The sequence below is a fragment of the Hymenobacter sediminis genome, assembly GCF_003231285.1.
Lineage (GTDB): Bacteria > Bacteroidota > Bacteroidia > Cytophagales > Hymenobacteraceae > Hymenobacter > Hymenobacter sediminis.
The window spans coordinates 1,069,483-1,090,674 of sequence record NZ_QKNS01000001.1; the positions used below are offsets into that span (position 1 = coordinate 1,069,483).

Here is a 21,192-nt window from a genome sequence, read left to right on the forward strand (position 1 = left end):
ACAACAGCACAAAAACGGCCCCGGCCGCTAGGGAGCCTGGGGCGAGAGGGCAGTAACCAGCAACCGCACCCGGAACCAGTCCGGTACAGCACTGGGCGAGGGGTTCGGCCCCGCAGGGCAGGTAGGAAGCCACAGCGCAACCGGAAGCTCCAGCGGCTGCGGAAGCCAGGCATCGGCCACCGGGGCTACGAAGAACCCAAGCGGGGAGGTAGCCTCCAGTGTAACACGTTGCTTTACTACCGCTGCCTTAGGCCCAGCACTTACGCGGGTAGCGCCTGAAGCCGGCAATACCCGTAGCGTAGCCACCGCCTGATGATTCAGCCCCAGCACCATCAGCAGAGTTGCTGTGATGCAGGCGAAGCGCAAGCGGGCTAAAAGGCGAGGGAAGGAAAGCAATGTGTTCGGGGTAAGAGCTACAAATATAGCTTTTTGCTGTGGGTACGGCAACGGCACAGAACCACGGATTTAGACGGATTCGTCGGATTACACAGATTCTGTATCGGCGTTAGGCTGTCCTATAATCATAAAACACCCAAACCCACACAAAAAAGCCTCACCTGCTGGTGGGGCTTTTTTGTGTAGATGATTTTATAGAACAGATGGCCGGAAAACCCGAGTAATCCATCTGAATACGTGGTTCACATCAAATCCTCTAAGGGGTAGCGGGCTTGGCTCCAGAACTCATCCAAAGCCAGCAGCCGGGGCTTGAAAAAGGAAATCAGGGCGGGCCAGTCCTCACGGTTCAGGGGGCTGACACCGTTGAGCTGCTGCTGCACTCGGCTCATGGGCTGGCCGTTTTCCTCGGCTTCTTCCTGCCAGTCCCAGGTTTGACCCGGAACAGGGGGTAGCATATTGCTGAGGGCCTGCAGTTGTTCATAGTGCAGCGCTCGGATGTCAGCATCAGGGTGCACCAGCTCTAGCCCAATGGTGGCCCGGCGGCTCTCGGCCCGCATGCGCAGCTGTACATACTTCAGGCCGGTGCGGTAGTTAATCCAGTTGATCGTTTCGCCCTCGGCCGAAGGTACAGGGGCCATGTACTGGCCGAAGGTGGTCCAGAAGGCCTGTCGCAGTTGGGCGGCTTCGGCTTTACCGTACATGGCTTACAGAATAATTACAGCGCCGTGCGGCCAGCTTCTACCTTGCTACGCAGGAACGATACGAGCACATCCAGCCCCTTGTCGAAATGACGGTTGTTGGGGATAATAAGGTCGGCGTCGTGCTTGAAAGGCTTGATGTACTTTTCGTAGGTAGGCGCTACGTGGTTGGTGTAGCGGTACAGCACATCTTCCAGATCGTAGCCTCGCTCGTCTCGGTCGCGCACGATGCGGCGCTGCAGCTTCACGTGCTCCCGCGCATCGATATACACTTTCAGGTCAAGCAGCTTAGCTACTTCCTCAAAGTAAAACACGAAGATGCCTTCTACTACCACAATAGGGGCGGGCCGGAACACCAGCTCGGCGGGCACTACGTTCGGGTTATTGAAGGTGTATTCCTGGCGGCGTACTTCCAGCCCCTGGCTGATACGTAGCACGTCGGCAGCGTAAGCGTGGGAATCAATGCTGCTGGGCAGATCGAAGTTCGTGACGCCCTGAGAATCCACCTGCTGGGCTTCCCGCGGGTGGTAGTAGTTGTCCTGCGAAATCAGGCAGATTTCTTCTTCGGGAAACGAGGCCAGCAGCCGGCGCAGAAACGTGGTTTTGCCAGAGGCGCTGCCGCCCGTAATTCCGACGATGAAAGGGTGTTGCATGGAGGTGGGAATAGGCCCGTACCGGCGGGGCCAACCCTGCAAAAGTACGAAATCTAGCGGAGGCCAAGGCGCTGAGTTGGTGAAATGGTGAAATTGTGGACCAGCGCACTGGTAAGCTTGCCGTTTAGGTTGATCTTCAGGGGTAGCTATAAATAGATAGCCTATTGGCGGAGATTAATCTGTTTATGAATAGCAAAGCCCCAGCAAGGTGGCCCGTTGAGAGGTCAGGGCTACCTTGCTGGAGCTTTGGATGGTTGAGGAAGGGGTAGGCCTGCTACCAGTGGGCCGCGTCACAGGGCTACCCCTGAAAATCAGTTAAGCGTCAAGCGCGCAAGTGCACAGCTTCATTCAGCTACTCTTTCACTATCTCATCAAGGTAGCGCACCAACCCGGCCACTGCGCGGGCGCGGTGGCTAATGGCATTTTTCTCCTCTAGGCTCATCTGAGCAAAAGTGCGCCCATCGCCTTCCGTAGGCTGGAAGATAGGATCGTAGCCGAAACCATCGGTGCCGTGTACTTCCTCGGTAATAAGGCCCGCCACGGCACCCGCAAACTCGTGTACTTCGCCATCTGGGAGCATCAACGCCACTACCGTCCGAAAATTAGCTGAGCGGTCGGGGTGGCCCGCCAGTTCTCGCAGGAGCTTGGCCACATTGTCGGAGGCCAGGCGCTGGGGGCCAGCATAGCGGGCCGAGTACACGCCGGGGGCACCGTTCAGGGCGGTTACTTCCAGGCCTGTATCATCAGCAAAGCAGGCTACGCCATAGTGGTCCCACACGTACTGGGCTTTCTGACGGGCATTGCCCTCTAAAGTGTCCTGAGTTTCGGGTAGTTCTTCCTCGCAGCCAATATCGGCTAGGCTTAGCAGCTCAACGGAGGTAGGTAGTAAAGGCCGGATTTCATCCAGCTTGTGGGCGTTGTTAGAAGCGAAGCAGAGACGCATAGAAGGCAGGTAAGGTAAAAAGCAGAGCGGTGAAGGAAAGTAAGCAAGAGTGCCTAGTTCAATGAATCTGGCGTTGTCAGGAGCAGCTGGCTTACCGGAACATCAGTTTAATAGTAGCCCACGAGTGGGTTACAGCAGAAAGAGCCGTAGCCTTGGCGGGTGCGGGCTCCGGCCGGAGCAGGATAATGACGGCCCCACAGACCAGGATCATACCCACTAGCAGCAAAAGCAGGGTGGTTACACGAGCCATATCAAGTAAAATGCAGGGTTCTGAAAACAGGGCAAGTATAGGCAACAGGCAACGGAATGCTGGCGGGGGGCATGTTACGCCTGTGTTACCCGCGGAAAAGCGAAAAAGGCTTTTGAAATCCAGACGTAACATGTACTTTTGCAGTCCCTTCCGCAAAATCGGCAGGCAACAAGGTACAAACGGCACTACGACCATGAAAAAAGACATCCACCCCGAGTACCGTGAAGTGGTATTCCAGGATACCTCCAGCGGCTTCAAATTCGTGACCCGCTCGACGATGAACTCCAACGAGACCATCACGATGGAAGACGGCAAAACTTACCCCGTAATCAAGGTGGAAGTTAGCTCGGAGTCGCACCCCTTCTACACCGGCAAAAACGTACTGCTCGACACTGCTGGCCGCGTAGAGAAGTTCATGAACCGCTACAACAAGAAGAAGTAATTTCGGCAGGTAGGCTGCGAGCCTTGCGTTTGTGCCGCCGCGAAAAGACTTTTCCTCGAAGCTCCTGCTGGCATTCGCCGGCAGGAGTTTTTCTTTGTAGGGTGGTACTGGCCTGCTCATTGCCTACCCCCCTCCGTCGGCCGAACTGGTCGCAGCTCTTATTCTGATTTTTCTCCTCATGCATATTCTGCTTTTCGATGACCCGGCCATCCGGCCTCATCTGCTGCCTTTCACGTTCACCCGGCCGGTAGCCGCCCTCCGCTGTGGCATTCTGACGCTGGCTGAGAAGTGGCAGCACCGGCTAAAAGTCACGCAAGTAGGCTACCTGACTGAAAGCTACCTGCAGGCAAAGTATCCGGCTGGCAATACCCAGGGCCCGGCGTTGGTTATCAATGGCGCCATCTGCCCCGACGACCTGCTCATCCAGCAGGTGCAGGCCCTGGCCTCCGGTGAGGCGCTGTTCGATGAAGAAATGTTGGTAGCCGCGCACCTTGCCGACGCCAGCCAGGTAGCAGAGTTGATTCAGGACGGCTTCCAGAAAACCCACGAGGTGGCCGAGCCTGTAATAGCTATTAAGCAAGTATGGCACCTGTTCCTGAAAAATGGCGCCGAAATCCGCCGCGACTTTGACCTGCTGACCAAGGGTAGGGAGTCGGCGCCGGTGGGCGATGCGCATACTATTGTGTACGCACCGGAAAACATCTTCATCGAGCCGGGCGTGAAAATCCGGGCGGCCATTCTCAATGCCGAAAATGGGCCTATCTATTTAGGCAAAAACTCTCAGGTGCACGAGGGAGCTATCATTAGCGGACCGCTAGCGTTGTGCGAGGGCAGCCACATCAACGTCGGGGCCAAAATGCGCGGCGACAATACCGTGGGCCCTTATTCTAAGGTAGGGGGCGAGGTAGGCAACAGCATTCTGCTGGGCTACAGCAACAAGGGCCACGACGGCTACCTCGGCAACTCCGTAATTGGGGAGTGGTGCAACCTGGGGGCTGATACAAACACCTCCAACCTCAAGAACAACTACGCCCCGGTGAAAATCTGGAGCCACTCGGCAGGTCGCTTCGTGAACACCGGCCAGCAGTTCTGCGGGCTAATGATGGGCGACCATAGCAAGTGCGGCATCAACACCATGTTTAATACGGGCACGGTAGTAGGGGTAGGGGCCAACATCTTTGGAGCTGGCTTCCCGCGCACGTTTATCCCGAGCTTTAGCTGGGGTGGTGCCGCGGGCTTCGAAACATTTAAGCTGCCGAAAGCAGCCGAGGTAGCCGAGCGCGTCATGGCCCGTCGCCAGCTGGAGTACAATGAAACCGAGCAGGCTATTATGCACCATGTATACGAGGCTACCGCCAAGGACCGGGTGTGGGAGCGCACAACTTCGGCGCCTACCCCCGCAAATGGTGTGGAGCTCTAAATAAGCAGCAGAGTGCGGGCAGCGGCCAGAAGTTCGTCGTCCTAGACCGTCGTGTAGCCGATGAATGACCATCCACGACTCATTTCCAACAATACCTAGATGCGTTTTTCTGAAATTCCGGGTCAGCAGCAGGTGAAGCAGCTTCTTGTTGGGAGCGTACGACGTAACCACGTAGCGCATGCCCAGCTGTTTCGGGGAGCGGAAGGCTCAGCGGCGCTGGCCTTGGCCCTGGCGTATGCTACCTATCTGAACTGCGAAAACCGCACCCCAGAGGCCGAGGACTCCTGCGGAAGCTGCCCCAGCTGTCAGAAAATCGACAAGCTGATCCACCCCGACCTCAACTTCATCCTGCCCGTTACGACCACCAAAGCCGTAACCAAGGACGCTATCAGCAGCAAGTTTGCGGCCGAGTGGCGGACTTTTGTATTGGAGAATCCCTACCAGGGCCTCAACGATTGGATGCAGCACATCGGGGCAGAGAACAAGCAGGGTAGTATTTCCAAGGAAGAAAGCCTGCAACTGCTGAAATTGGTATCGTTAAAAGCATTTGAGGCTCGTTTTAAGCTGGTTATCATTTGGTTGCCGGAGCTGATGCACCCCTCGGCCGCCAATGCCGTGCTGAAGCTGCTGGAAGAGCCACCACCTGCTACTGTGTTTCTGTTGGTCAGTCACGCCCCGGAGCAATTGCTCCCCACCATTATCAGCCGAGTGCAGCCGGTAGTGGTGCGGGCGCTGTCAGAAGAGGAGCTAACAACTTGGCTGCATATTGAGCGCCACCTGCCGGAAGTTAAAGCCCGCCAGTTGGCCCAACTTACAGAAGGCAACCTGGGGCTGGCCCTGGCTGCGCAGTCGGCTGCTACGGCCGATACCGACTACTTCGACTTATTTGCTAAGTGGATGCGCACCTGCTATGGCAACAAGGTGGCCGAGATGCTGGAGAAGGCTGATGAGTTTCAGAAGCTAGGCCGTGAAAACCAGAAGGAATTCCTGCAATATGCCCTGACTTTACTGCGCAAAGTGCTGCTGTTCGGCCTCGACTCGAAGTTGGTGCCGCATCTGCCAGCGCAGGAGCAGCAATTCATTCAAGGCTTCAGCCGCTTTGTAACGCCCCGTAATGCCGAGCCTCTGGCCCAGGAAATCAACGAGGCCCATTACCATGTGGAGCGAAACGCTAATCCACGAATGGTATTCGTGGATACATCCTTGCGAGTAGCTGAATTGCTGCGGGCCTCCTGAGCGACGTTAGTGACCAAGCAAAAACTGCTTCCAGAGGCTGGAAATCCATGAAATACACTTTGCTAAATTGCTATAGCAAGTGCTAAACAAGCTATAGCCAACGTTAGCGGCGGTGGCTGGCGTATCTTTGCCGGGAGGTTCCAGGGTAATAGTCAGCAGCCGGTGTTTGGCTGCTGAGCTTCGCAAAGAAAAGACTTGGAGCGTACATTCCGAACTAGTTGACTCTGATTTGAAAACTTCCATTCGCATCGGTACTCGTAGTAGCAAGCTGGCTTTGTGGCAGGCCAACCACGTAGCGGACCAACTCACGGCGGCGGGTCTCGCCCCGGAAATTGTCATTATCACGACCAAAGGCGACGTAGTGCTGGACCGCTCCCTCGATAAGATTGGGGCGAAGGGCGTGTTCACGGAAGAGCTGGAAGAAGGCCTGCGCACCGGCTACGTGGATATAGCGGTGCACAGCGCCAAAGATGTGCAAAGCAGCATTCCCGCCGACCTAGAGCTGCTGGCGTTTATGGAGCGGGAAAGGGTCAATGATGTGGTGGTCAGCTTCGACCCCAACTTGGATCTGCAGCGCCCCGACTTAGTGTTGGGCACCAGCAGTACCCGCCGCAAGGCCATGCTGCGCCGTTTCCTACCCCATGCTACTACCGCTGAGGCACGCGGCAACCTCCAGACGCGCTTGCGCAAGCTGGAAGATGGCCAGTACCACGCCCTTGTGCTGGCTTATGCCGGTGTGCACCGCATGGAGTACGATGGTCTGATTCGCTACGTACTACCCGAAACGCAATACGTTCCGGCCACCGGGCAGGGTAGCGTGGCTATTGAGTGCGCCCGCAATCTGGAGCCGGAGTTGAAAGCTGAGCTGCGCCGCATCCTCGACCACCCGGCTACCCACGTTTGCCTGGCGGCGGAGCGGGCCTTCCTGCGCACCATGGAAGGCGGCTGCAGTATTCCGTCCTTCGCGCTGGCAACGCTCAGTGCTGATGAGCAAACGGTGCAGCTGCACGGCGGCCTTATCAGCCTCGATGGGCAGCAATTCATTCAGGAAACACACACAGCCCCTGTTGCCGATGCCGAGGCAATGGGCACGCAGTTGGCGGAGAATGTACTGGCCCGCGGCGGCCGGCAGATTCTGGACGACATTCGGCGAGTGCGCCAGGAGGGGTAGGCTCCCTACCCCCGCTCACTGCCTTAACCCTGAGGGCCGCCCGGTTTGGGCGGCCCTTGTTATTGGTGGCCAGCTGATAGTGGAAGGCCTAGGGCACTCAAAGCGAATTTTTACTTCAAAAAGCAGAAACAGTATCTCCTCTATTCGTAAGTAGCTACCTGCCCGAAACTGTTTTACTTTCGCCTGTCTAATTCGTTCTCCGTTTCTGCTATGAAATCGTTTTTTCGTTACACCCTGCTGATGGGTTTGATTGTTGGATTGGCCACCCCCTTCGTGCATGCTGCCAAAAAGCCCCGGAAAAGCAGCAAAGACCAGGTGATAACCATCAGCACTCCCCAGGGCGATATTCGCATGGTGCTGTTTGATGAAACACCTCTGCATAAAGCGAATTTTCTGAAGCTGGCGCAAAGTGGCTTCTACAACGGCACTACCTTCCACCGGGTCATTCCGAACTTCATGATTCAGGGGGGCGACCCCAACTCCAAGGACACCGATCCGGCTAATGATGGAGCCGGCGCCTCTGATGAAAAAATGATTCCGGCAGAAATCTTGCCCAACCTAACCCATAAGCGCGGTGCCGTGGCGGCCGCCCGCACCCCCGACTTTATTAATCCGCAGCGCCAGAGCAGCGCCTCGCAGTTTTACATCGTACAGAATCCGCAAGGCACTCCCCACCTCAACGGCCAATACACTGTGTTCGGGCAAGTAATCAGCGGGCAGGAAGTGGTAGATAAAATTGTGCAGCAGCCCACTGCCGAGCGTAACCGGCCGGTAACCAACATTGCTATGACGGTGAAGGTGGAAAAGATGAAGAAGAAAAAGATTACCGAACTCTACGGCTATCAGTACCAATAGCCATTCCCAGTATTTTTCTGCAGTCTCGTTTTCGCACGCCCACTGGCTTTATCAGGTATGAAAGTTTTGGTTACAGGTTCCAATGGGCTGCTAGGGCAGAAACTGATAGCGTTGTTACAGCAGCAGCCCAATGTGGAGCTGATAGCTACCTCGCGCGGAACCAACAAACTGACCGCGCTTTTCCCGGCCGTACGCTTTGTGCCCCTCGATGTAACCAACCGGCAGCAAGTGCAGCAGGTACTGGCTCAAGAGAAGCCAACCCACCTGCTGCACACCGCCGCCATGACCAACGTAGATGAGTGCGAGCTAAACCAAACGGAGTGTTGGTTGCAAAACGTGACGGCTGTGCAGCATTTAGTAGAGGCCTGCGAACAGCACCACATCCATCTGCTCCACGTCAGCACCGATTTTGTTTTTAGCGGGCAGGAAGGTCCTCTCACGGAAGATGCCGTGCCAGCGCCGGTGAATTATTATGGTCAAAGCAAACTGGCCGCTGAGCAACTAGTGAAGCAGTGCCGTACCCCCTGGACCATTCTGCGCACTGTGCTAGTGTATGGAGTAGCGCACGAGTATGGCCGTACCAACATAGTGCTCTGGGTCCGCGACTCATTGCGTGCTGGTAAGCACATCAAGGTGGTTGATGACCAATTCCGGACACCTACACTGGCCGAGGACCTAGCTCAGGGCTGCTGGCTGGCGGCCCAGCATAGTGCCACTGGCATCTTCCATATTAGTGGGCGAGAGATGCTCACGCCCTACCAAATGGCGCTACAAACCGCCGACTTCTTCCAGTTGGATAGCAGCCTGATTGAACAGGTTAATGCTACAAGCTTTACCCAGCCTGCTCGTCGTCCGGCACGTACCGGCTTTATTATCAGCAAAGCCGAGCAGGAGCTAGGATACCAACCACATTCCTTTCGAGAGGGCATAGCACTGCTCGCTCAGCAGACTGCTTCTGTTTAAACCAGTTTAGGAGTTCGGTCTATTGCATACCTAGTAACTAGACGCTATAACGCAAAAAACCCACAGACAATGTCTGCGGGATTTTCACACACCTATTGCAACAACCTTGGAGTAGAGAAGCATGCGGCAAGCAGCTGCCGAGCTTCTTACTCAATTTATTATGTGAACCATTGGGCGAGAAGGCACGCGGGGCGGCATCTCACAGTCCGTCCAATCAAAATCTACTGTTCAATACACCTGTTCTTGGTCATGAGAGAGCAGGTGGGGAAAGGCTTAGCGCTATCGTTTTAGCCGTTCCACATGACAATATTAGGGTGTATAAAAGCGTCTGTAAAGGACGCTTCTGCTAAAGTTGTGACTTGTATAATTGCTGTGATAATTAGAGCTAATTCGATACAGTGCAAAGCGAAGTCCGCATTGCCATTTGCCTAAAGCTTGTAATAACAGATAATTGATAAAGGAACAGGCGTTTTGTATGCTCAAGGTCTAGTGGCAAAAAAGGCCTTATTTGTGACATCAGATGTTAAACAGGGGGCTACTGTTTTTTTCGGCTAAGCTGGTGCAAACTGAGGGTAGTAAGCACCAGCGCCGCTCCTGGCCAAAGTATAAGCCACCAAGCAGCAGGGCTTTGCCGAATACCCGCCAGCAGGCGCCCCCAACTCGGGGTTTCGGGCGGTAGTCCTACCCCCAGGAAAGACAGCGTAGTCTCTAGGCCAATAAGCAAAGCAATAGTGAGAGGAAGGCGCAGCATAACGACTGGCCAGGTCAGTGGCCAGATATGACGCCGGAGCACCTGCCAATCGGAGAGCCCGGCCGCACGGGCCGCTTCTACGTGTGCCAGTTCACGAGTGCGTAAGGTAGCCGCCCGCATCAGGCGGGCGGGGGTAGTCCAGCAGGTGAGAGTCATCAGGAGGACCAATCCCCCGGCAGAAGGTTGCTGAATGGCAGCCACTACCAGTACCAAAACCAGCAGCGGAATTGAGTCAAGCAATACAATCAGGCCAGCTATTAGCGCATCGATAGGAAATGCCCAGGGGCGGCGGCCCCACGTAGATTGGTGGAGAAGCCAGCCTATCAGACCGCACCCTGTTAGTAGGCTACCACTCGTGACCAGAAACGCAGCGTACAACTGAGTTGCCAGCCCAATGCATCCCGCCACTAGCAGGCCACTCGCTATCCACCAACTACGAGCCACTCGCAGCCCGGTATTACTCCAATAGCCCGCGGCGCTACCCAGAGCTCCTCCCAGCAGCAGAGTAAGTGCCGCCGCCGGGATGCTGACATACAAGATAGTACGAGCCCCTTGCAGCAAAGCGTATGCTACATCAAAGCCCTGCGGATCGGTGCCCAGCCAGTGCGGGCTCAAAAATGGGGGGGAAGCCGTATGCAGTAAATCAGGCACGAGTACGGTACTTGTAGCAAGCAAGGCCGCTACTACCACGCTGGTCAGCCAAAACAAAGCCAAGGCCCGATGCCAGTTCTGGCAGAAACGCTGCATTTGCTTCATGGCTACAATCGAATGCGCGGGTCCGCCAGCCGATAAGCTCCATCTGCCAGCAACTGCGCCACAACGCGGGTCACGACGATGAGTACTACTCCTCCCAGTAGCACAGGGTGGTCTTGGGTAGCAGCGGCTTCGGCCAAGAGCCTACCCATACCAGGTAGAGCAAACAGCACTTCCACCACTACGGCACCAGCTACCAGGTTCGGTAATAGCTCCGACAGTAGAGTAAGGGTAGGAAGAAAGGCATTTCGCAGGGCATGTCGCCAGATAACCTGCCGCTGGGAAGCGCCCTTAGCCCGCGCCGTTACAACATAGAGCTGCTGAAGTTCCTGCTGCAAAGCGCCATCCAGCTGGATGATGAGCGGTGGGGTACTAACCAAAACCAGGCTGAAAACTGGCAGCGCTAAGTAGTAAAGCTGCCGGCCCGGTAGCTGCCACCACGCAGTGGTTTCTTCCTCCGTACCTAAGCCAAACGAGGGAAACCAATCCAGAAAATCAGGATTAGCGAATAGTAAAAGCAGGCCGGTAGCAATCAGAAATAGGGGAGCTGCCTGCAAGGCTTGTAGCGCGGTAAGCACGGCTGTGCGTCGGGGCGGGGAGGTTAGGTGCAGGCCTGTTGCTACCCCTAATCCAAGCCCAAGGCTTAGCAAGGCCGCTAGCACCGTTAAAGGCAATGTGTAGCGCAGTGCTTCTACCAACAATTCACTAACGGGGTTCTGGCTGCGGTAAGACAATCCCAAATCAGCGTGCAGCAGGCGGGAAGCCCACGCATGGTATTGATTGTGGATGCCCTGCCATTGCCAGCCGGTAATAGGATGAAAGGAAACGTAGAAAAGCGGGCGGTCAAGGCCGGAGCGGTGCAGCAACTGTTGAGTTAGCTGCTCCCGCTCTGCCAACTGAAGCCGGGAATCGGCCTCCAGCGTAGCCTGGATGAAGCTGGTATTGTTACTGACAGCGCGGGTAAGCAGGAATAGAATGGACACAACCAGCCACGCCGCCACTATTGGTCTGCCAAGATAGCGCCACGCCGTTCGAGCTTTCATGAGCGTTATTGCAGGGACGCTTCGGTTGGGAGCTGAATCCGATGAGCTTCATAACCGGGCATCAACCCCGTGACGGGCAGTTCGCCCAGCCGGCGTGAGGCAGCTATGCGGTATTTGCTGAAGTACAGTACTGTGAATGGCCGTTCGTAGGCCATCACGAGTTGAAATTTGCGAAGCAGCCGAGCCTTTTGAGCAGGATCAGTCGCTACCACAATTTCTTCAATCAACTGATCGGTTAGGGGTGAAGAAAAGCCCGTCATGTTTCCAACCCCAATCCCTTGCGAATGAAGCAGGGGAGTGAAGTCATACGAAAACGGGTTTCCTGCCAAGTTCCGAATCGCTAGGTCAAACTGCCCGGCCCGTAGCTGCTGGCTTAGGCGCGACTGTTCAGCGGCTACAAGCTGCACGGGAATGCCCAGGGCTGCTGCCGCGCTTCTGAACTGTAGTGCTACGGTTTCAAAGCTTGGCTCGCCGGCCCTATAGCTAATCGTCAGCTGAAGGCGCTCGGGGGTGTTGCCAGTGCCAGGCCGTTGCCAGCTGCCATCAGGCTGCCGCTGCCACTTAGCACGGCCAAGTAAGGTAGTGGCTTGGGTTGGGCTGAACGTGAGAAGCGGTAGGCTGTCGTGGTAATAGGCTTTAATGCGCGGGCTAATTAGTCCCACGCTGGGGGTTGCCACGCCCTGCTGAGTAGCCTTAATTAAGGCCGGAACATTAAGCAGATGACTCAACGCCTGACGCGTGAGTGCATCACGCAGCATGGGCCGGCGCACATTAAAGTTAACCGTCAGGAACTCGTACGAATCAGCGGTGTAGAAGCGCAGCTTTTCCTTATCGGATGCTGACTGCTGCAGCCGGCTAAACTGAGTTGCCGGCATCATAGCATACACGTCTAACTCGCCCCGACGCAGAGCCAAGGTGGCGGTAGCGGCGTCGGGAATTACTTGATAGGTTAGCTGGCTTGGAAAGGCTTGCAGCTCCGCAGGAGGGGTAGGCAGGGTATCAGCCCACCAGTGCGCTTTACGCCGGAGGGTGAGGTAGCGCCCCGGTTGCCACGACTTTAGGGTGTAGGGCCCGCAGCCGGGTAGGCGTTCTGGATGGCGGGCAAGGTCGAGGGCAGCATAGCGCTGCACAAATTTTTGCACTGCAGGTTGAGTACCGCTCTTGCCAATGGCCGGAAGTGATACACTTCGTAACGAGCCTTGGGGGTCAAGCGCGTACTCAGGTAGAATTGAGAAGTCGCCGGAAATCTTAGCGCGGTCTGCCGACTGGCCCGCACACACCAGCGTAAACCGGCGCGGGTCCTGCTTATCTAGCTGAATGTCACGAATAAACCCAAAGGTGGCTTGGCTGCGCTCAATGGGTAGGCCCGGCGCATTCATCACCTTTAAGGTGAAGGCTACATCCTGAGCTAATATAGGACTGCCATTGTCCCAAGTAGCCTCTGGCCGCAGACGGTAGGTCACAAATTGCAACGAGTCGCCGAGGAGGCGTGTAACGGGCGCCGACTCAGCTAGCCATGGCACAATGTCCAGCATGGCCTCATTGCCACGTAACAAGCTACAATGTAGCAGGTTAGTAACCTCGAAAGAGCTAGGGTTATCAACGCGTAGCGGATCAAGGTTCTCGGGGTCCCGGGCCCAGTGGATTCGGATATTTTCAGTAGTCGTGCCGGAGGAGGTGGGCGAGCAAGCGCTAAGGCCTACGCTCGCCCATACCAGCATAACCACACCAGAAAGTAATTGCTTCATGAACGGATAACCGCGCCATACGTTTACGCCAGGCAAGTTACCACGTTTAAACAGGAGCTAGGAATAAATAGGGTTAGATTAATGGCCTTCGCCCCAGCCGCTGGTGCCATGATCAGCGGTAATATGTCCTTCGCCCCAACCGCTGGTGCCATGTCCATCAAGGGTAGCAGTTTGAGTAGTAGCAGTGCTCTGGTCTGCGGGGGTAGCGGAGAAAGAGGAAGAGAAGCTAGAAAGCTGGAGAAGGCTGAAGAGGAATAATTCGAACATGGCCTGGATTTATTTGTGGTTCAAGTAATTGACTGACACAAAAGTGGGCTCCAAACCATGTGACGTAAAGGAAAGAAAAGGTGTAAATGTGACGTCCTTTTCGGTGTATAACCCTTACAAAAAAGCCTCGGCAATAGCCCGCTTTACTTATCTAAAGCATAATAATGAGCTTGCGCCGAGTTGAACAGTTGGTCATTTATATCTTAAATGTGACATAATCAGTTATAAAAAGATCCAATTATACCACTACAAAGGAAGTCCAATACACAGGAGAGGTAAAGGCCATTATGCGTTGTTTTGTGACACCGATTTAAATAAGCTCGTATATTGCATAACCGCCTTTATAAGCTCAAAAACAAGAATTCGATATGGATGAATTAGTTACTCTAGTAAAAATTGTGACAGATCGTAGGTTGGCGGTTCTTCCTTTTCTAGATTTTTCGGCCCGCAAGTCCATGAACAAAGACTTGCAATTGGTTCGGATGCTAGAGCAGGAGCCCGGCCTTACGCAGAACAAGGTGATTAAGAATCTCTATGGCAACACCGAGTCTAAAAGTCAGACAGCTTTCCGGCAGTTGAAATCGAGAGTGCAGCAGAAGTTGCTGAATCACTTATACTTCCTCGATCATACAGATATCCGGCACGTAGTTGCCCGGCGGCATGAGCAGCAATGCCTTGGGCTGCTGCACCAAGCCCGGATTCTGACCGGGGAAGGAGAGTACAAGCTAGCCGAAAAGCTCTACCGTAAAGCCCTGACTGTGGCCAGGGAAGCAGAGCTGACCCAGTATGCCGTGATGTGCGCCCGGATTCTGCGCAACCTGTACGCGGAGATGCGCAATCCTACCCGCTTCAAGGCCATGAACCAGGAGCTAACCAAGCTGCAGGAAAAGCTAACCCTGGAAGATGAGGCGGAGCAGGCATTTTTCGAGGTGAAGATGTTTGCAATCTACCGGGTGCGGTGGCGTCAGGCCCTAATCAAACAACTCCCTGATTATCTGGGAAAGTTGGAAAAGCTCCATAAGAAAGTAAATAGTTACAATACCTTCTACTACCTCTATGTAACAAAGCTTACACGAGAGGAACTGGTAGGAAATTATCAGGAAATCATCCGGATTACAACCGACACAGAGAAGGCGCGCAAGCAGGGTAAAATCAATGAGAAGCGCTTCGATAAGCGCTTCAATAATTACATGAGCGTATATGCTCACCTACGCTGTAGGCAGGCAGAACAGGGCTTGATTCTGGCGGAAGAGTATTTCAAGGATTTCCACTACTCCTCCGGCAACTGGTTTTACTACTTAGAAACCTACCTTTTGCTGGCCGCCCATGCCAAGCATTATGAGCAAGCGTATGATTTGCTGCAGCAGGCCCGCAAAAACCCGTACTATCGGAAACAGCGGGTAGCCGCTCAGCAGCGCTGGGAGCTGTATGAGGCGTATATTCAATTTGTGCGCCCGGAGCAGTCGGCACTCAAAATGCGCCATTTTACCCAGTTTGTGCAGACCGTGCCCGACTACAGCCGCGACAAGCAGGGCTACAATGTGGCCATCTTGATTCTGCAGTTTCTGTACTATCTGCGTCGGCGCGATATTGAAGGGTTGCTGGCGCGTTTGGAGGGCTTGCGCAAGTACGAGCAGCGTCACCTGCGCGACCCAGCTACGCTGCGAAGTCAGCTGTTTTTTCGGATGCTGCTGATGACCGTAAAGCAAAACTTCAAACCGGAAGCGTGTGAAAAAAAGGCTGCGCCCTTGCTGGAGCGACTGCGCGCCGCACCGCAGCCGGGCGAAGCCTACGGGGAGATAGAAATTATCCCTTACGAGGATTTGTGGGCGCTGGCGCTAGATATTCTGCGTCAGCTGGCGGCCGATCAGCAAGCTGAGGAGCAAGCTGTGCGAAACCAAGTGCTATAAATGCGTCAGGCCCCAACTACAAACGGTTGGGGCCTGACGCATTTATCACAGTCCTACTCAAGGGTTAGAGCTTCGGCTGCTTGGACGCTGAGAGGCTTCTATTGACAGTGGAGCTTACTTGTTTAGGCACAGAACCACTTTTCAGTGCATTTGCCGTGGTAGCCCGTTCGGGGAGGAGGGTAGGAGCCACCATAGCGGGCAGCACGCCAGGAGCTGCCGCGAGGTAGCGTTGGTACTGAGCTACCGAGAGCAGGGAGCTAAGCTGGGCAGTGTACTCCTGTCCAATCACGCGGAGCTTATTCTGGAGCATAGCCGGATCGTTGGCATACAGTTGCCGCATTTCTTCTTCCTGCGCTAGCCGAGCCTGGGTGAGGCGCCGAACAGGCAACAGGCGGGCATCATCGAGAATGACTACGGCGGCCAGTTGCTGGGTAGCGGCTAAGGCTTCTGTCTTGAAATCAGTTGGAGGAGCTGCCTGCGCAGTTCCGGCTAGCTGGCAGCCCAAAGCAAATACAATGACGAAAAGCAGCTTTTTCATGATGCAGAGGGGTAGAGGAGAAGTGAACCCAGCCTAGGCAGTGGGCTCACAGAAACTTTCTGCTGCAAAACTAAAAGCGGGTAAAGCCTACGGTTGTGCTTTTGGCTGAACCTGGGCGGTTGGGCGTCAAATCAGGGCAATAACCCGGCTAGCGAAAAGCTCAGGGCACTACCACTAGCATCCGGCTTACGCAATGGCTAGTGGGGCAAGCATCGGGGCCGTTGCCGCGCAGGCTCATCCGGATAGGGTACTGGCCGGGGCGGCGGAAAGTGTGCTGCACGCGGCGGCCGTTAGTAACGTGGCCGTCGCGGAAGTCCCATAGCACCACTACGTTTTGACACAAGGGTAGCTGCGAATCGAGGGCGTCGAAGACGACGGGTTGGCCGACTTTCACCGTATCGGAGGGGGTAGGGCGAAAGTTGAGCACAATTTCCTTGGTGAAATCGACGGGGATAAGTTTTTCAGCGCGGCGCACTTCGCCGGTGGCTTCCTCCACTACATCGAGCTGCACAGTGTACAGCTTACGCTCCTGATAGCAGTGCGAGATGGTAGGGCCCGTCAGCTGGGTGCCGTCGCCCATATGCCAGCGAAAGGTAAGGGGGCCGGCTCCGGGGTCCATAGCCCGGCTGGCATCTAGCTCCACGCACAACTCTACTACCCGCGGCAAGGGGCAATCCACGCTCAGAGTGTCGCCTGCTTCTTGGGCATAACTCACTCCTGCGGACATAAGCCAGCAGCTAAGAGTCAGGAAGGCAAGCAGGAAATAGCGCAAGCTGAGGAGTAGAGAAAAGCCTTAAAATCTGTTCAGGCGCTGAAAAACCTCGCGCTGGTAGGTTTGCCCAATGGGAATGTGCTTATCGTTAATGACCACAGTATTGTCTTCGATGCTTTGCACCCGCTTCAGGTTAACAATAAAGGAGCGGTGCACGCGCACAAACAATGTAGAAGGAAACTTTTCTTCCACGGCCCGCATGGTGCTGTACACAATGAGCTTGCTTTTACCCGTCACGATGTGGACGTAGTCACCGAGGGCCTCTACGTAGCGAACCTCGTCGAACAGCACTTTCACCAATTTGCTGTCCACTTTCACGAAGGTGAACTCCGTGTTAGTAGGCGCTTCAATGGTATCGAGAGCGGGGTTGAGGTGTGCTTCGTGGGTAGTGAGGGCCTTTTGGGCGGCTTGCAGAAAGCGTGCGTAGCTGATGGGCTTCACCACGTAGTCGAGCACTTCGTACTCAAAGGCTTCCACGGCGTAGCTCTTACTGCTGGTAATGAGGATAACGAGAGGCGGGTTCTGTAAGGTGCGCAGCAAATCCAGGCCCGACATCAGGGGCATTTCCACGTCCAGAAACAGCAGGTCGATGGGTTGGGTCCGGAGCGCTTCGGCGGCAGAAATGGCACTGCTGTGGCTGCCGGCATGCACCAGGAAGGGCGTACTGGCTATGCAGTTCTCAACAATCTGCAGGGCGAGCGGGTCGTCATCAACAACTAGGCAGCGCAGGGTGGTAGCAGTTTCAGCCATAACTTCAAAGGTACAGGTCAACCCGGAAAAAGCCTATACGGCTACCTCTGAGTTTGGGGCAAACGCAGTTGCAGCAATGGGTATAAGCTGGTGATTTGCTGATGAATGCTAGCCCTCAGCTCTGCCAGCATATCCAGCGGCCTTTCTGCGCGGGCTTGCTGTTCCAGTTGTTCTAACTGCTGAACCAAAGCTTCCGCCCCGAAATAGGCTACCTGCCCCCGGAGCTTGTGCGCTACAGCTGCCAACTCCGGCCCCGATGCGGCTGCTGCCTGTAGCTGCACCGTCAGCGGCGGCGCCTGCGCCAGAAACGTCCGGACAATTTGCTGCACAAAAGCCTCATTGCCACCGGCCAATTCCTCGAGCAGGCTCCAGTCGGGTTGTGGGGGTAGGGAAACGGCAGCAGAAACTTCGGCTTGCGCAGGCTGCTCAGGAGCCTCCAGAGTTGTGGTAGTGCGGCCGGTGAAATATGCCAGGCGGGCGTACAACACAGCTGGGTCGAAGGGCTTGGCTAAGGTGTCATTCATGCCGGCGGCCAAAGCCAGGGCGCGGTCTTCGGGCAGAGCCGAAGCCGTGAGGCCCAGGAGGGGTAGGCGCTCGGCATCCGGATACAGCTGCCGCAGTTGGCGGGCTGCTTCGTAACCATCCATTTCGGGCATTTGCACATCTAGCAGCACGGCATCAAAAGGCTGCTGCTGCGCGGCCTCTACCGCTAGGCGGCCATTGGCGGCAATGGTTACGTGCACATTCCAGGCTTCCAGCGTTTTGCGAGCTACCAACTGGTTTAGGTCGTTGTCTTCAGCAACCAGAACGTGCAGCGCCGGCTCGAACGGAGCCAGCAACGTAGCCGCCTCAGGCCGGACGCTGGTTGCATCAGCAGGCAAACAGGGAATTTCAACCCAGAACGTAGAGCCCCGGCCTTCCTCACTTTCTACCCAAACGCGGCCGCCGTGTAGGTGCACCAGGTTGCGGGCTATACTGAGGCCCAGGCCGGTGCCGCCGAACTGCCGGGTTGTGCTGGTATTAGCCTGAGCGAAATCCTCAAAAATGGCGTCCAGCTTATCGGCCGCAATGCCAATGCCGGTATCCTGCACGGCAAAGCGCAGGGTGCTCAGTTCCTCGCTGGCCACCCTCTCTACTCGCAGACTAACACCACCGTGGGTTGTAAATTTTACCGCGTTGCCCACCAAGTTCACCAGTACCTGGTTGAGCCGCACGGAGTCGCCGAAGATAGCGGGCGGTACCCCGGGCCCTACCTCAGTACGGAAGTACAACCCTTTGGCTTCGGTGGCAAACTCGAACATGCGCGCTACCCGCTCAATCAGCTCTGGCAGACGAAACGGTGCCTGCTCTAGGGTAAGTTTGCCGGCTTCCATTTTCGAGGAATCCAGAATGTCATTGATAATGACCAGCAGATTCTGGGACGATGACTGAATGGCTGCCAGGTACTCGCTTTGCTCGGCATTCATGGCGGTGTTGCGCAGCAGGTGAGACAGGCCAATCACTGCATTCATGGGCGTGCGGATTTCGTGGCTCATGTTGGCCAGAAACTGCGCCTTGGCTTGGCGCGATGCCTCGGCTGCATCCCGGGCAATTACTAAATCGGCGTTTATCTGTTCCGTTTCAGCTTTTTGCTGCCGTAACTCGGCGGTTCGTTCGCGCACGGTGGTTTCCAGTTGTAGCTTCTGCCGACGCAAAGTCAATTCCCTACCCCTCACAAAGGCCCAAATGCCTGCGCTGGCGGCCAGCAGGCTCAATATTGTAAACCACCAGGTGCGCCAAAAAGGGGTAGCAATGCTGAAAGAAGTAGCAACGGGCCTCGACCACCAACCCTGCTCGCCTAGCCGGGTCCGAACTTCAAAGATGTACTGCCCGGCGTCTAAACGCGGAAACTGCGCCTCCCCAACAGTCGTCGGATGGCTCCACTGAGCGTGGTAGCCCCGCAGCCTGTACTGATAGGATACACCCGCCAGCCCGGGCAGCAAGCTCACCCCCCGAAACCGAAAACTGACTCGGTGCTGGGTTGCGGAAAGCTCCCCTAACTGGTGCGGCGGACGGGAGGCGCCATCTACCTCACTAGCCAGCAAAATAGGAGTAGGAGCGCTGGTGCCTGGCAGTAGTTCTGGTTTATCGGTGCGTAGGCACAGCAGGCCGGTACGAGTTAAAATCCAGATGCAGTATTCTCTCCACGCTACGGCTGCTTGGGGCAGCAGGTCGCGCACCAAGGGGTTACCGGGTAATGTAGCCGACGCGAAATGCAGGCTAGAATCGGCGAAGCTGATGGCATTGCGGTGCACGGCTACTATCTGCTCCCGTCGAGCGTCATACCGGTAGCCACCGTGGTAACTTGTGCCCCAGCGAACGGGCAGTAAGGCGTAGCAGTAAGGTGAGGCCAGACCCTGCGAAGTGCTGTAGGCCCGAAACTTACCTTTGGTATAACAAAGCACTCCCGCGCCTTCCGTACCAATCCAGACGCGGCCGGCATCATCGGTAACCAGTGTTGTAACATCAATGCCGCCTTTGGGAAAACGATGGTATCGGAACCGGCCGCGCTGCCACACCGCCAAACCCGTATCGTGGGTGCCAATCCAAACGCTGCCAGCTGTATCGGCCGTTAGGGCATAAATGGTGTTGTGAAGCAGGCCGTTCGCCGTAGTAAAGTGTTGGGCTGGCTGGGCAGAATCGGCGGGCAAGCGGTACACGCCATCCAACGCAGTACCTACCCATAGGTCGCCATTCGGGTGCTGGGTAAGAGCCGTAACAGTCAGGTCAGCCGGGAGCCGCCGAACCTGCGTCATTTTTACTGGCCGGCCTTTCGGCGCTGGTACTGAAACCCGCCAGAGTCCGTGCCCAGCCGTGCCTGCCCAAATGGCTGAAGATGGTGTAGGGCGCCCTTTGGTAAACGCTGGTAAGGAATGCTCGTTGGGCGTGCGCAAAACCACACTGGGAGCATAGCTTAACAGGTCTTCAGACCATGTTATCGGTGACGTTTGGTCTGGTCGGTGTCTTATTCCAACTAGTTGACCACCAGTGCGGCCACCCATTGCTCGGCCATCACTAGCCAGTGTTGTGATATTTCCTCCGGTGGGGTAGGGGTAAAAAGTTACATGGCGGTCCGACCAGCGCCACAACCCCTGCCCGGCTGTTCCAATCCATACGTTCTGCTCTCGGTCGGTCAGCACGCATTGGGGCGTGGTGCCGGCTGGAAGGACCCGTTGCAGGGTAGGCGCGCCGTTATCAGGGGCCAAAGCTGTATCCGGAGGCGCGATACCCGGCGCGGCGGAGAAGCCGGCATCCTGGGCTTTCTGATTAGATACAGCAAGTACCCGCTGCCCATCCCAGCGCGACACGTTGCCCTGGTAGTGCCCCACCCACAACTGGCCGGTGCGCGGATGCACATACAGCCGGGTCACAAAATCCTCAGCCAGCCCTTCTTTAGTCGTAAACGTAACGAACTCTGTGCCATCGAAGCGCACTAGCCCCTCGGCAGTACCAATCCAGAGGTAACCGGCACGGTCCTGGGTCAGGGCATAGATAAAAGGCTGAGGCAAGCCTTCTGCCGCGCCAAACTGCTTTAAAAATCGTTGGCCGGGTAGAAACTGTGCAGAAGCTATGCGGCTACAAAGCCCCCAGAAA

At 55.8% G+C, this 21,192-nt stretch carries 20 protein-coding genes; 7 read left to right on the top strand and 13 right to left on the bottom strand.

The genetic code is table 11. From position 1 onward, the window contains the following. Positions 1–27: 27 nt before the first annotated feature. From DNI29_RS04740 to DNI29_RS24445, 5 genes are all read right to left on the bottom strand, one after another. Positions 28–396 carry a hypothetical protein gene (locus tag DNI29_RS04740; RefSeq protein WP_123823072.1) on the bottom strand — a complete coding sequence of 123 codons (369 nt, stop codon included), beginning with the start codon at positions 394–396 and terminating at the stop codon, positions 28–30. A 242-nt stretch (positions 397–638) separates the two neighbouring features. Continuing rightward, a complete protein-coding gene (locus tag DNI29_RS04745; RefSeq protein ID WP_110976897.1) occupies positions 639–1,097 on the bottom strand; it encodes a DUF4268 domain-containing protein in 459 nt (152 codons plus the stop codon). A gap of 14 nt (positions 1,098–1,111) precedes the next feature. Then, positions 1,112–1,747, bottom strand: coding sequence for a uridine kinase family protein (locus DNI29_RS04750; RefSeq protein WP_110977290.1), 636 nt, complete (start codon positions 1,745–1,747; stop codon positions 1,112–1,114). Between the two features lie 352 nt (positions 1,748–2,099). Then, complete coding sequence (gene rdgB / locus DNI29_RS04755; protein WP_110976898.1) at positions 2,100–2,690, bottom strand: RdgB/HAM1 family non-canonical purine NTP pyrophosphatase; 591 nt, start codon at positions 2,688–2,690, stop codon at positions 2,100–2,102. A 91-nt stretch (positions 2,691–2,781) separates the two neighbouring features. Then, positions 2,782–2,940 (bottom strand): hypothetical protein, encoded by a 159-nt coding sequence (locus DNI29_RS24445; RefSeq protein ID WP_162303512.1) that lies wholly within the window; start codon positions 2,938–2,940, stop codon positions 2,782–2,784. Between the two features lie 193 nt (positions 2,941–3,133). Between DNI29_RS24445 and DNI29_RS04760 the strand changes: the two genes are divergently transcribed. From DNI29_RS04760 to DNI29_RS04785, 6 genes are all read left to right on the top strand, one after another. Next, positions 3,134–3,382 (top strand): type B 50S ribosomal protein L31, encoded by a 249-nt coding sequence (locus tag DNI29_RS04760; protein ID WP_110976899.1) that lies wholly within the window; start codon positions 3,134–3,136, stop codon positions 3,380–3,382. 178 nt (positions 3,383–3,560) lie between these two features. Next, complete coding sequence (locus DNI29_RS04765; RefSeq protein WP_110976900.1) at positions 3,561–4,802, top strand: GlmU family protein; 1,242 nt, start codon at positions 3,561–3,563, stop codon at positions 4,800–4,802. A 99-nt stretch (positions 4,803–4,901) separates the two neighbouring features. Next, positions 4,902–6,038 carry a DNA polymerase III subunit gene (locus DNI29_RS04770; protein ID WP_110976901.1) on the top strand — a complete coding sequence of 379 codons (1,137 nt, stop codon included), beginning with the start codon at positions 4,902–4,904 and terminating at the stop codon, positions 6,036–6,038. 229 nt (positions 6,039–6,267) lie between these two features. Continuing rightward, positions 6,268–7,209, top strand: a complete 942-nt coding sequence (hemC, locus tag DNI29_RS04775; RefSeq protein WP_110977291.1) for a hydroxymethylbilane synthase — start codon at positions 6,268–6,270, stop codon at positions 7,207–7,209. Between the two features lie 210 nt (positions 7,210–7,419). Next, positions 7,420–8,064 (top strand): peptidylprolyl isomerase, encoded by a 645-nt coding sequence (locus DNI29_RS04780; protein WP_110976902.1) that lies wholly within the window; start codon positions 7,420–7,422, stop codon positions 8,062–8,064. A gap of 57 nt (positions 8,065–8,121) precedes the next feature. Next, entirely contained in the window at positions 8,122–9,027 is a 906-nt protein-coding gene (locus DNI29_RS04785) for an SDR family oxidoreductase (RefSeq protein ID WP_110976903.1), read from the top strand. A gap of 535 nt (positions 9,028–9,562) precedes the next feature. Here the strand turns inward: DNI29_RS04785 and DNI29_RS04790 are convergent. From DNI29_RS04790 to DNI29_RS04805, 4 genes are all read right to left on the bottom strand, one after another. Then, the gene (locus DNI29_RS04790) at positions 9,563–10,534 is read right to left on the bottom strand and encodes an ABC transporter permease (protein WP_110976904.1); all 972 of its coding nucleotides are present in this window, start codon (positions 10,532–10,534) and stop codon (positions 9,563–9,565) included. A 2-nt stretch (positions 10,535–10,536) separates the two neighbouring features. Further along, positions 10,537–11,574: an ABC transporter permease gene (locus DNI29_RS04795; protein ID WP_110976905.1), complete on the bottom strand. Its 1,038-nt coding sequence runs from the start codon at positions 11,572–11,574 to the stop codon at positions 10,537–10,539. A gap of 5 nt (positions 11,575–11,579) precedes the next feature. Further along, a complete protein-coding gene (locus DNI29_RS04800) occupies positions 11,580–13,322 on the bottom strand; it encodes an ABC transporter substrate-binding protein (RefSeq protein ID WP_110976906.1) in 1,743 nt (580 codons plus the stop codon). A gap of 78 nt (positions 13,323–13,400) precedes the next feature. Next, the gene (locus DNI29_RS04805) at positions 13,401–13,589 is read right to left on the bottom strand and encodes a hypothetical protein (protein ID WP_110976907.1); all 189 of its coding nucleotides are present in this window, start codon (positions 13,587–13,589) and stop codon (positions 13,401–13,403) included. Positions 13,590–14,044: 455 nt separating this feature from the next. Between DNI29_RS04805 and DNI29_RS04810 the strand changes: the two genes are divergently transcribed. Then, the gene (locus DNI29_RS04810) at positions 14,045–15,499 is read left to right on the top strand and encodes a hypothetical protein (RefSeq protein WP_110976908.1); all 1,455 of its coding nucleotides are present in this window, start codon (positions 14,045–14,047) and stop codon (positions 15,497–15,499) included. A gap of 64 nt (positions 15,500–15,563) precedes the next feature. Here the strand turns inward: DNI29_RS04810 and DNI29_RS04815 are convergent, their stop codons facing one another. The 4 genes from DNI29_RS04815 to DNI29_RS04830 all read right to left on the bottom strand — a co-directional run bounded on the left by DNI29_RS04815 (position 15,564) and on the right by DNI29_RS04830 (position 21,107). Continuing rightward, entirely contained in the window at positions 15,564–16,037 is a 474-nt protein-coding gene (locus DNI29_RS04815; protein ID WP_110976909.1) for a hypothetical protein, read from the bottom strand. A 160-nt stretch (positions 16,038–16,197) separates the two neighbouring features. Next, entirely contained in the window at positions 16,198–16,764 is a 567-nt protein-coding gene (locus DNI29_RS04820) for a PKD domain-containing protein (protein WP_123823073.1), read from the bottom strand. A 66-nt stretch (positions 16,765–16,830) separates the two neighbouring features. Further along, entirely contained in the window at positions 16,831–17,559 is a 729-nt protein-coding gene (locus DNI29_RS04825; protein ID WP_110976911.1) for a LytR/AlgR family response regulator transcription factor, read from the bottom strand. 41 nt (positions 17,560–17,600) lie between these two features. Continuing rightward, positions 17,601–21,107 carry a hybrid sensor histidine kinase/response regulator gene (locus DNI29_RS04830; RefSeq protein ID WP_162303513.1) on the bottom strand — a complete coding sequence of 1,169 codons (3,507 nt, stop codon included), beginning with the start codon at positions 21,105–21,107 and terminating at the stop codon, positions 17,601–17,603. Positions 21,108–21,192: the final 85 nt, after the last annotated feature.

What these genes read in the sequence shown, in the direction of transcription:
- DNI29_RS04790 (WP_110976904.1), bottom strand. Translation starts at nt 10,534, where the DNA reads ATGAAGCAAATGCAGCGTTTCTGCCAGAACTGGCATCGGGCCTTGGCT.
- DNI29_RS04810 (WP_110976908.1), top strand. Translation starts at nt 14,045, where the DNA reads ATGAACAAAGACTTGCAATTGGTTCGGATGCTAGAGCAGGAGCCCGGC.
- DNI29_RS04750 (WP_110977290.1), bottom strand. Translation starts at nt 1,747, where the DNA reads ATGCAACACCCTTTCATCGTCGGAATTACGGGCGGCAGCGCCTCTGGC.
- DNI29_RS04825 (WP_110976911.1), bottom strand. Translation starts at nt 17,559, where the DNA reads ATGGCTGAAACTGCTACCACCCTGCGCTGCCTAGTTGTTGATGACGAC.
- DNI29_RS04770 (WP_110976901.1), top strand. Translation starts at nt 4,902, where the DNA reads ATGCGTTTTTCTGAAATTCCGGGTCAGCAGCAGGTGAAGCAGCTTCTT.
- DNI29_RS04780 (WP_110976902.1), top strand. Translation starts at nt 7,420, where the DNA reads ATGAAATCGTTTTTTCGTTACACCCTGCTGATGGGTTTGATTGTTGGA.
- DNI29_RS04805 (WP_110976907.1), bottom strand. Translation starts at nt 13,589, where the DNA reads ATGTTCGAATTATTCCTCTTCAGCCTTCTCCAGCTTTCTAGCTTCTCT.
- DNI29_RS04745 (WP_110976897.1), bottom strand. Translation starts at nt 1,097, where the DNA reads ATGTACGGTAAAGCCGAAGCCGCCCAACTGCGACAGGCCTTCTGGACC.
- DNI29_RS04795 (WP_110976905.1), bottom strand. Translation starts at nt 11,574, where the DNA reads ATGAAAGCTCGAACGGCGTGGCGCTATCTTGGCAGACCAATAGTGGCG.
- DNI29_RS04765 (WP_110976900.1), top strand. Translation starts at nt 3,561, where the DNA reads ATGCATATTCTGCTTTTCGATGACCCGGCCATCCGGCCTCATCTGCTG.
- DNI29_RS04800 (WP_110976906.1), bottom strand. Translation starts at nt 13,322, where the DNA reads ATGAAGCAATTACTTTCTGGTGTGGTTATGCTGGTATGGGCGAGCGTA.
- rdgB (WP_110976898.1), bottom strand. Translation starts at nt 2,690, where the DNA reads ATGCGTCTCTGCTTCGCTTCTAACAACGCCCACAAGCTGGATGAAATC.
- DNI29_RS04820 (WP_123823073.1), bottom strand. Translation starts at nt 16,764, where the DNA reads ATGTCCGCAGGAGTGAGTTATGCCCAAGAAGCAGGCGACACTCTGAGC.
- DNI29_RS04785 (WP_110976903.1), top strand. Translation starts at nt 8,122, where the DNA reads ATGAAAGTTTTGGTTACAGGTTCCAATGGGCTGCTAGGGCAGAAACTG.
- DNI29_RS04760 (WP_110976899.1), top strand. Translation starts at nt 3,134, where the DNA reads ATGAAAAAAGACATCCACCCCGAGTACCGTGAAGTGGTATTCCAGGAT.
- DNI29_RS04815 (WP_110976909.1), bottom strand. Translation starts at nt 16,037, where the DNA reads ATGAAAAAGCTGCTTTTCGTCATTGTATTTGCTTTGGGCTGCCAGCTA.
- DNI29_RS24445 (WP_162303512.1), bottom strand. Translation starts at nt 2,940, where the DNA reads ATGGCTCGTGTAACCACCCTGCTTTTGCTGCTAGTGGGTATGATCCTG.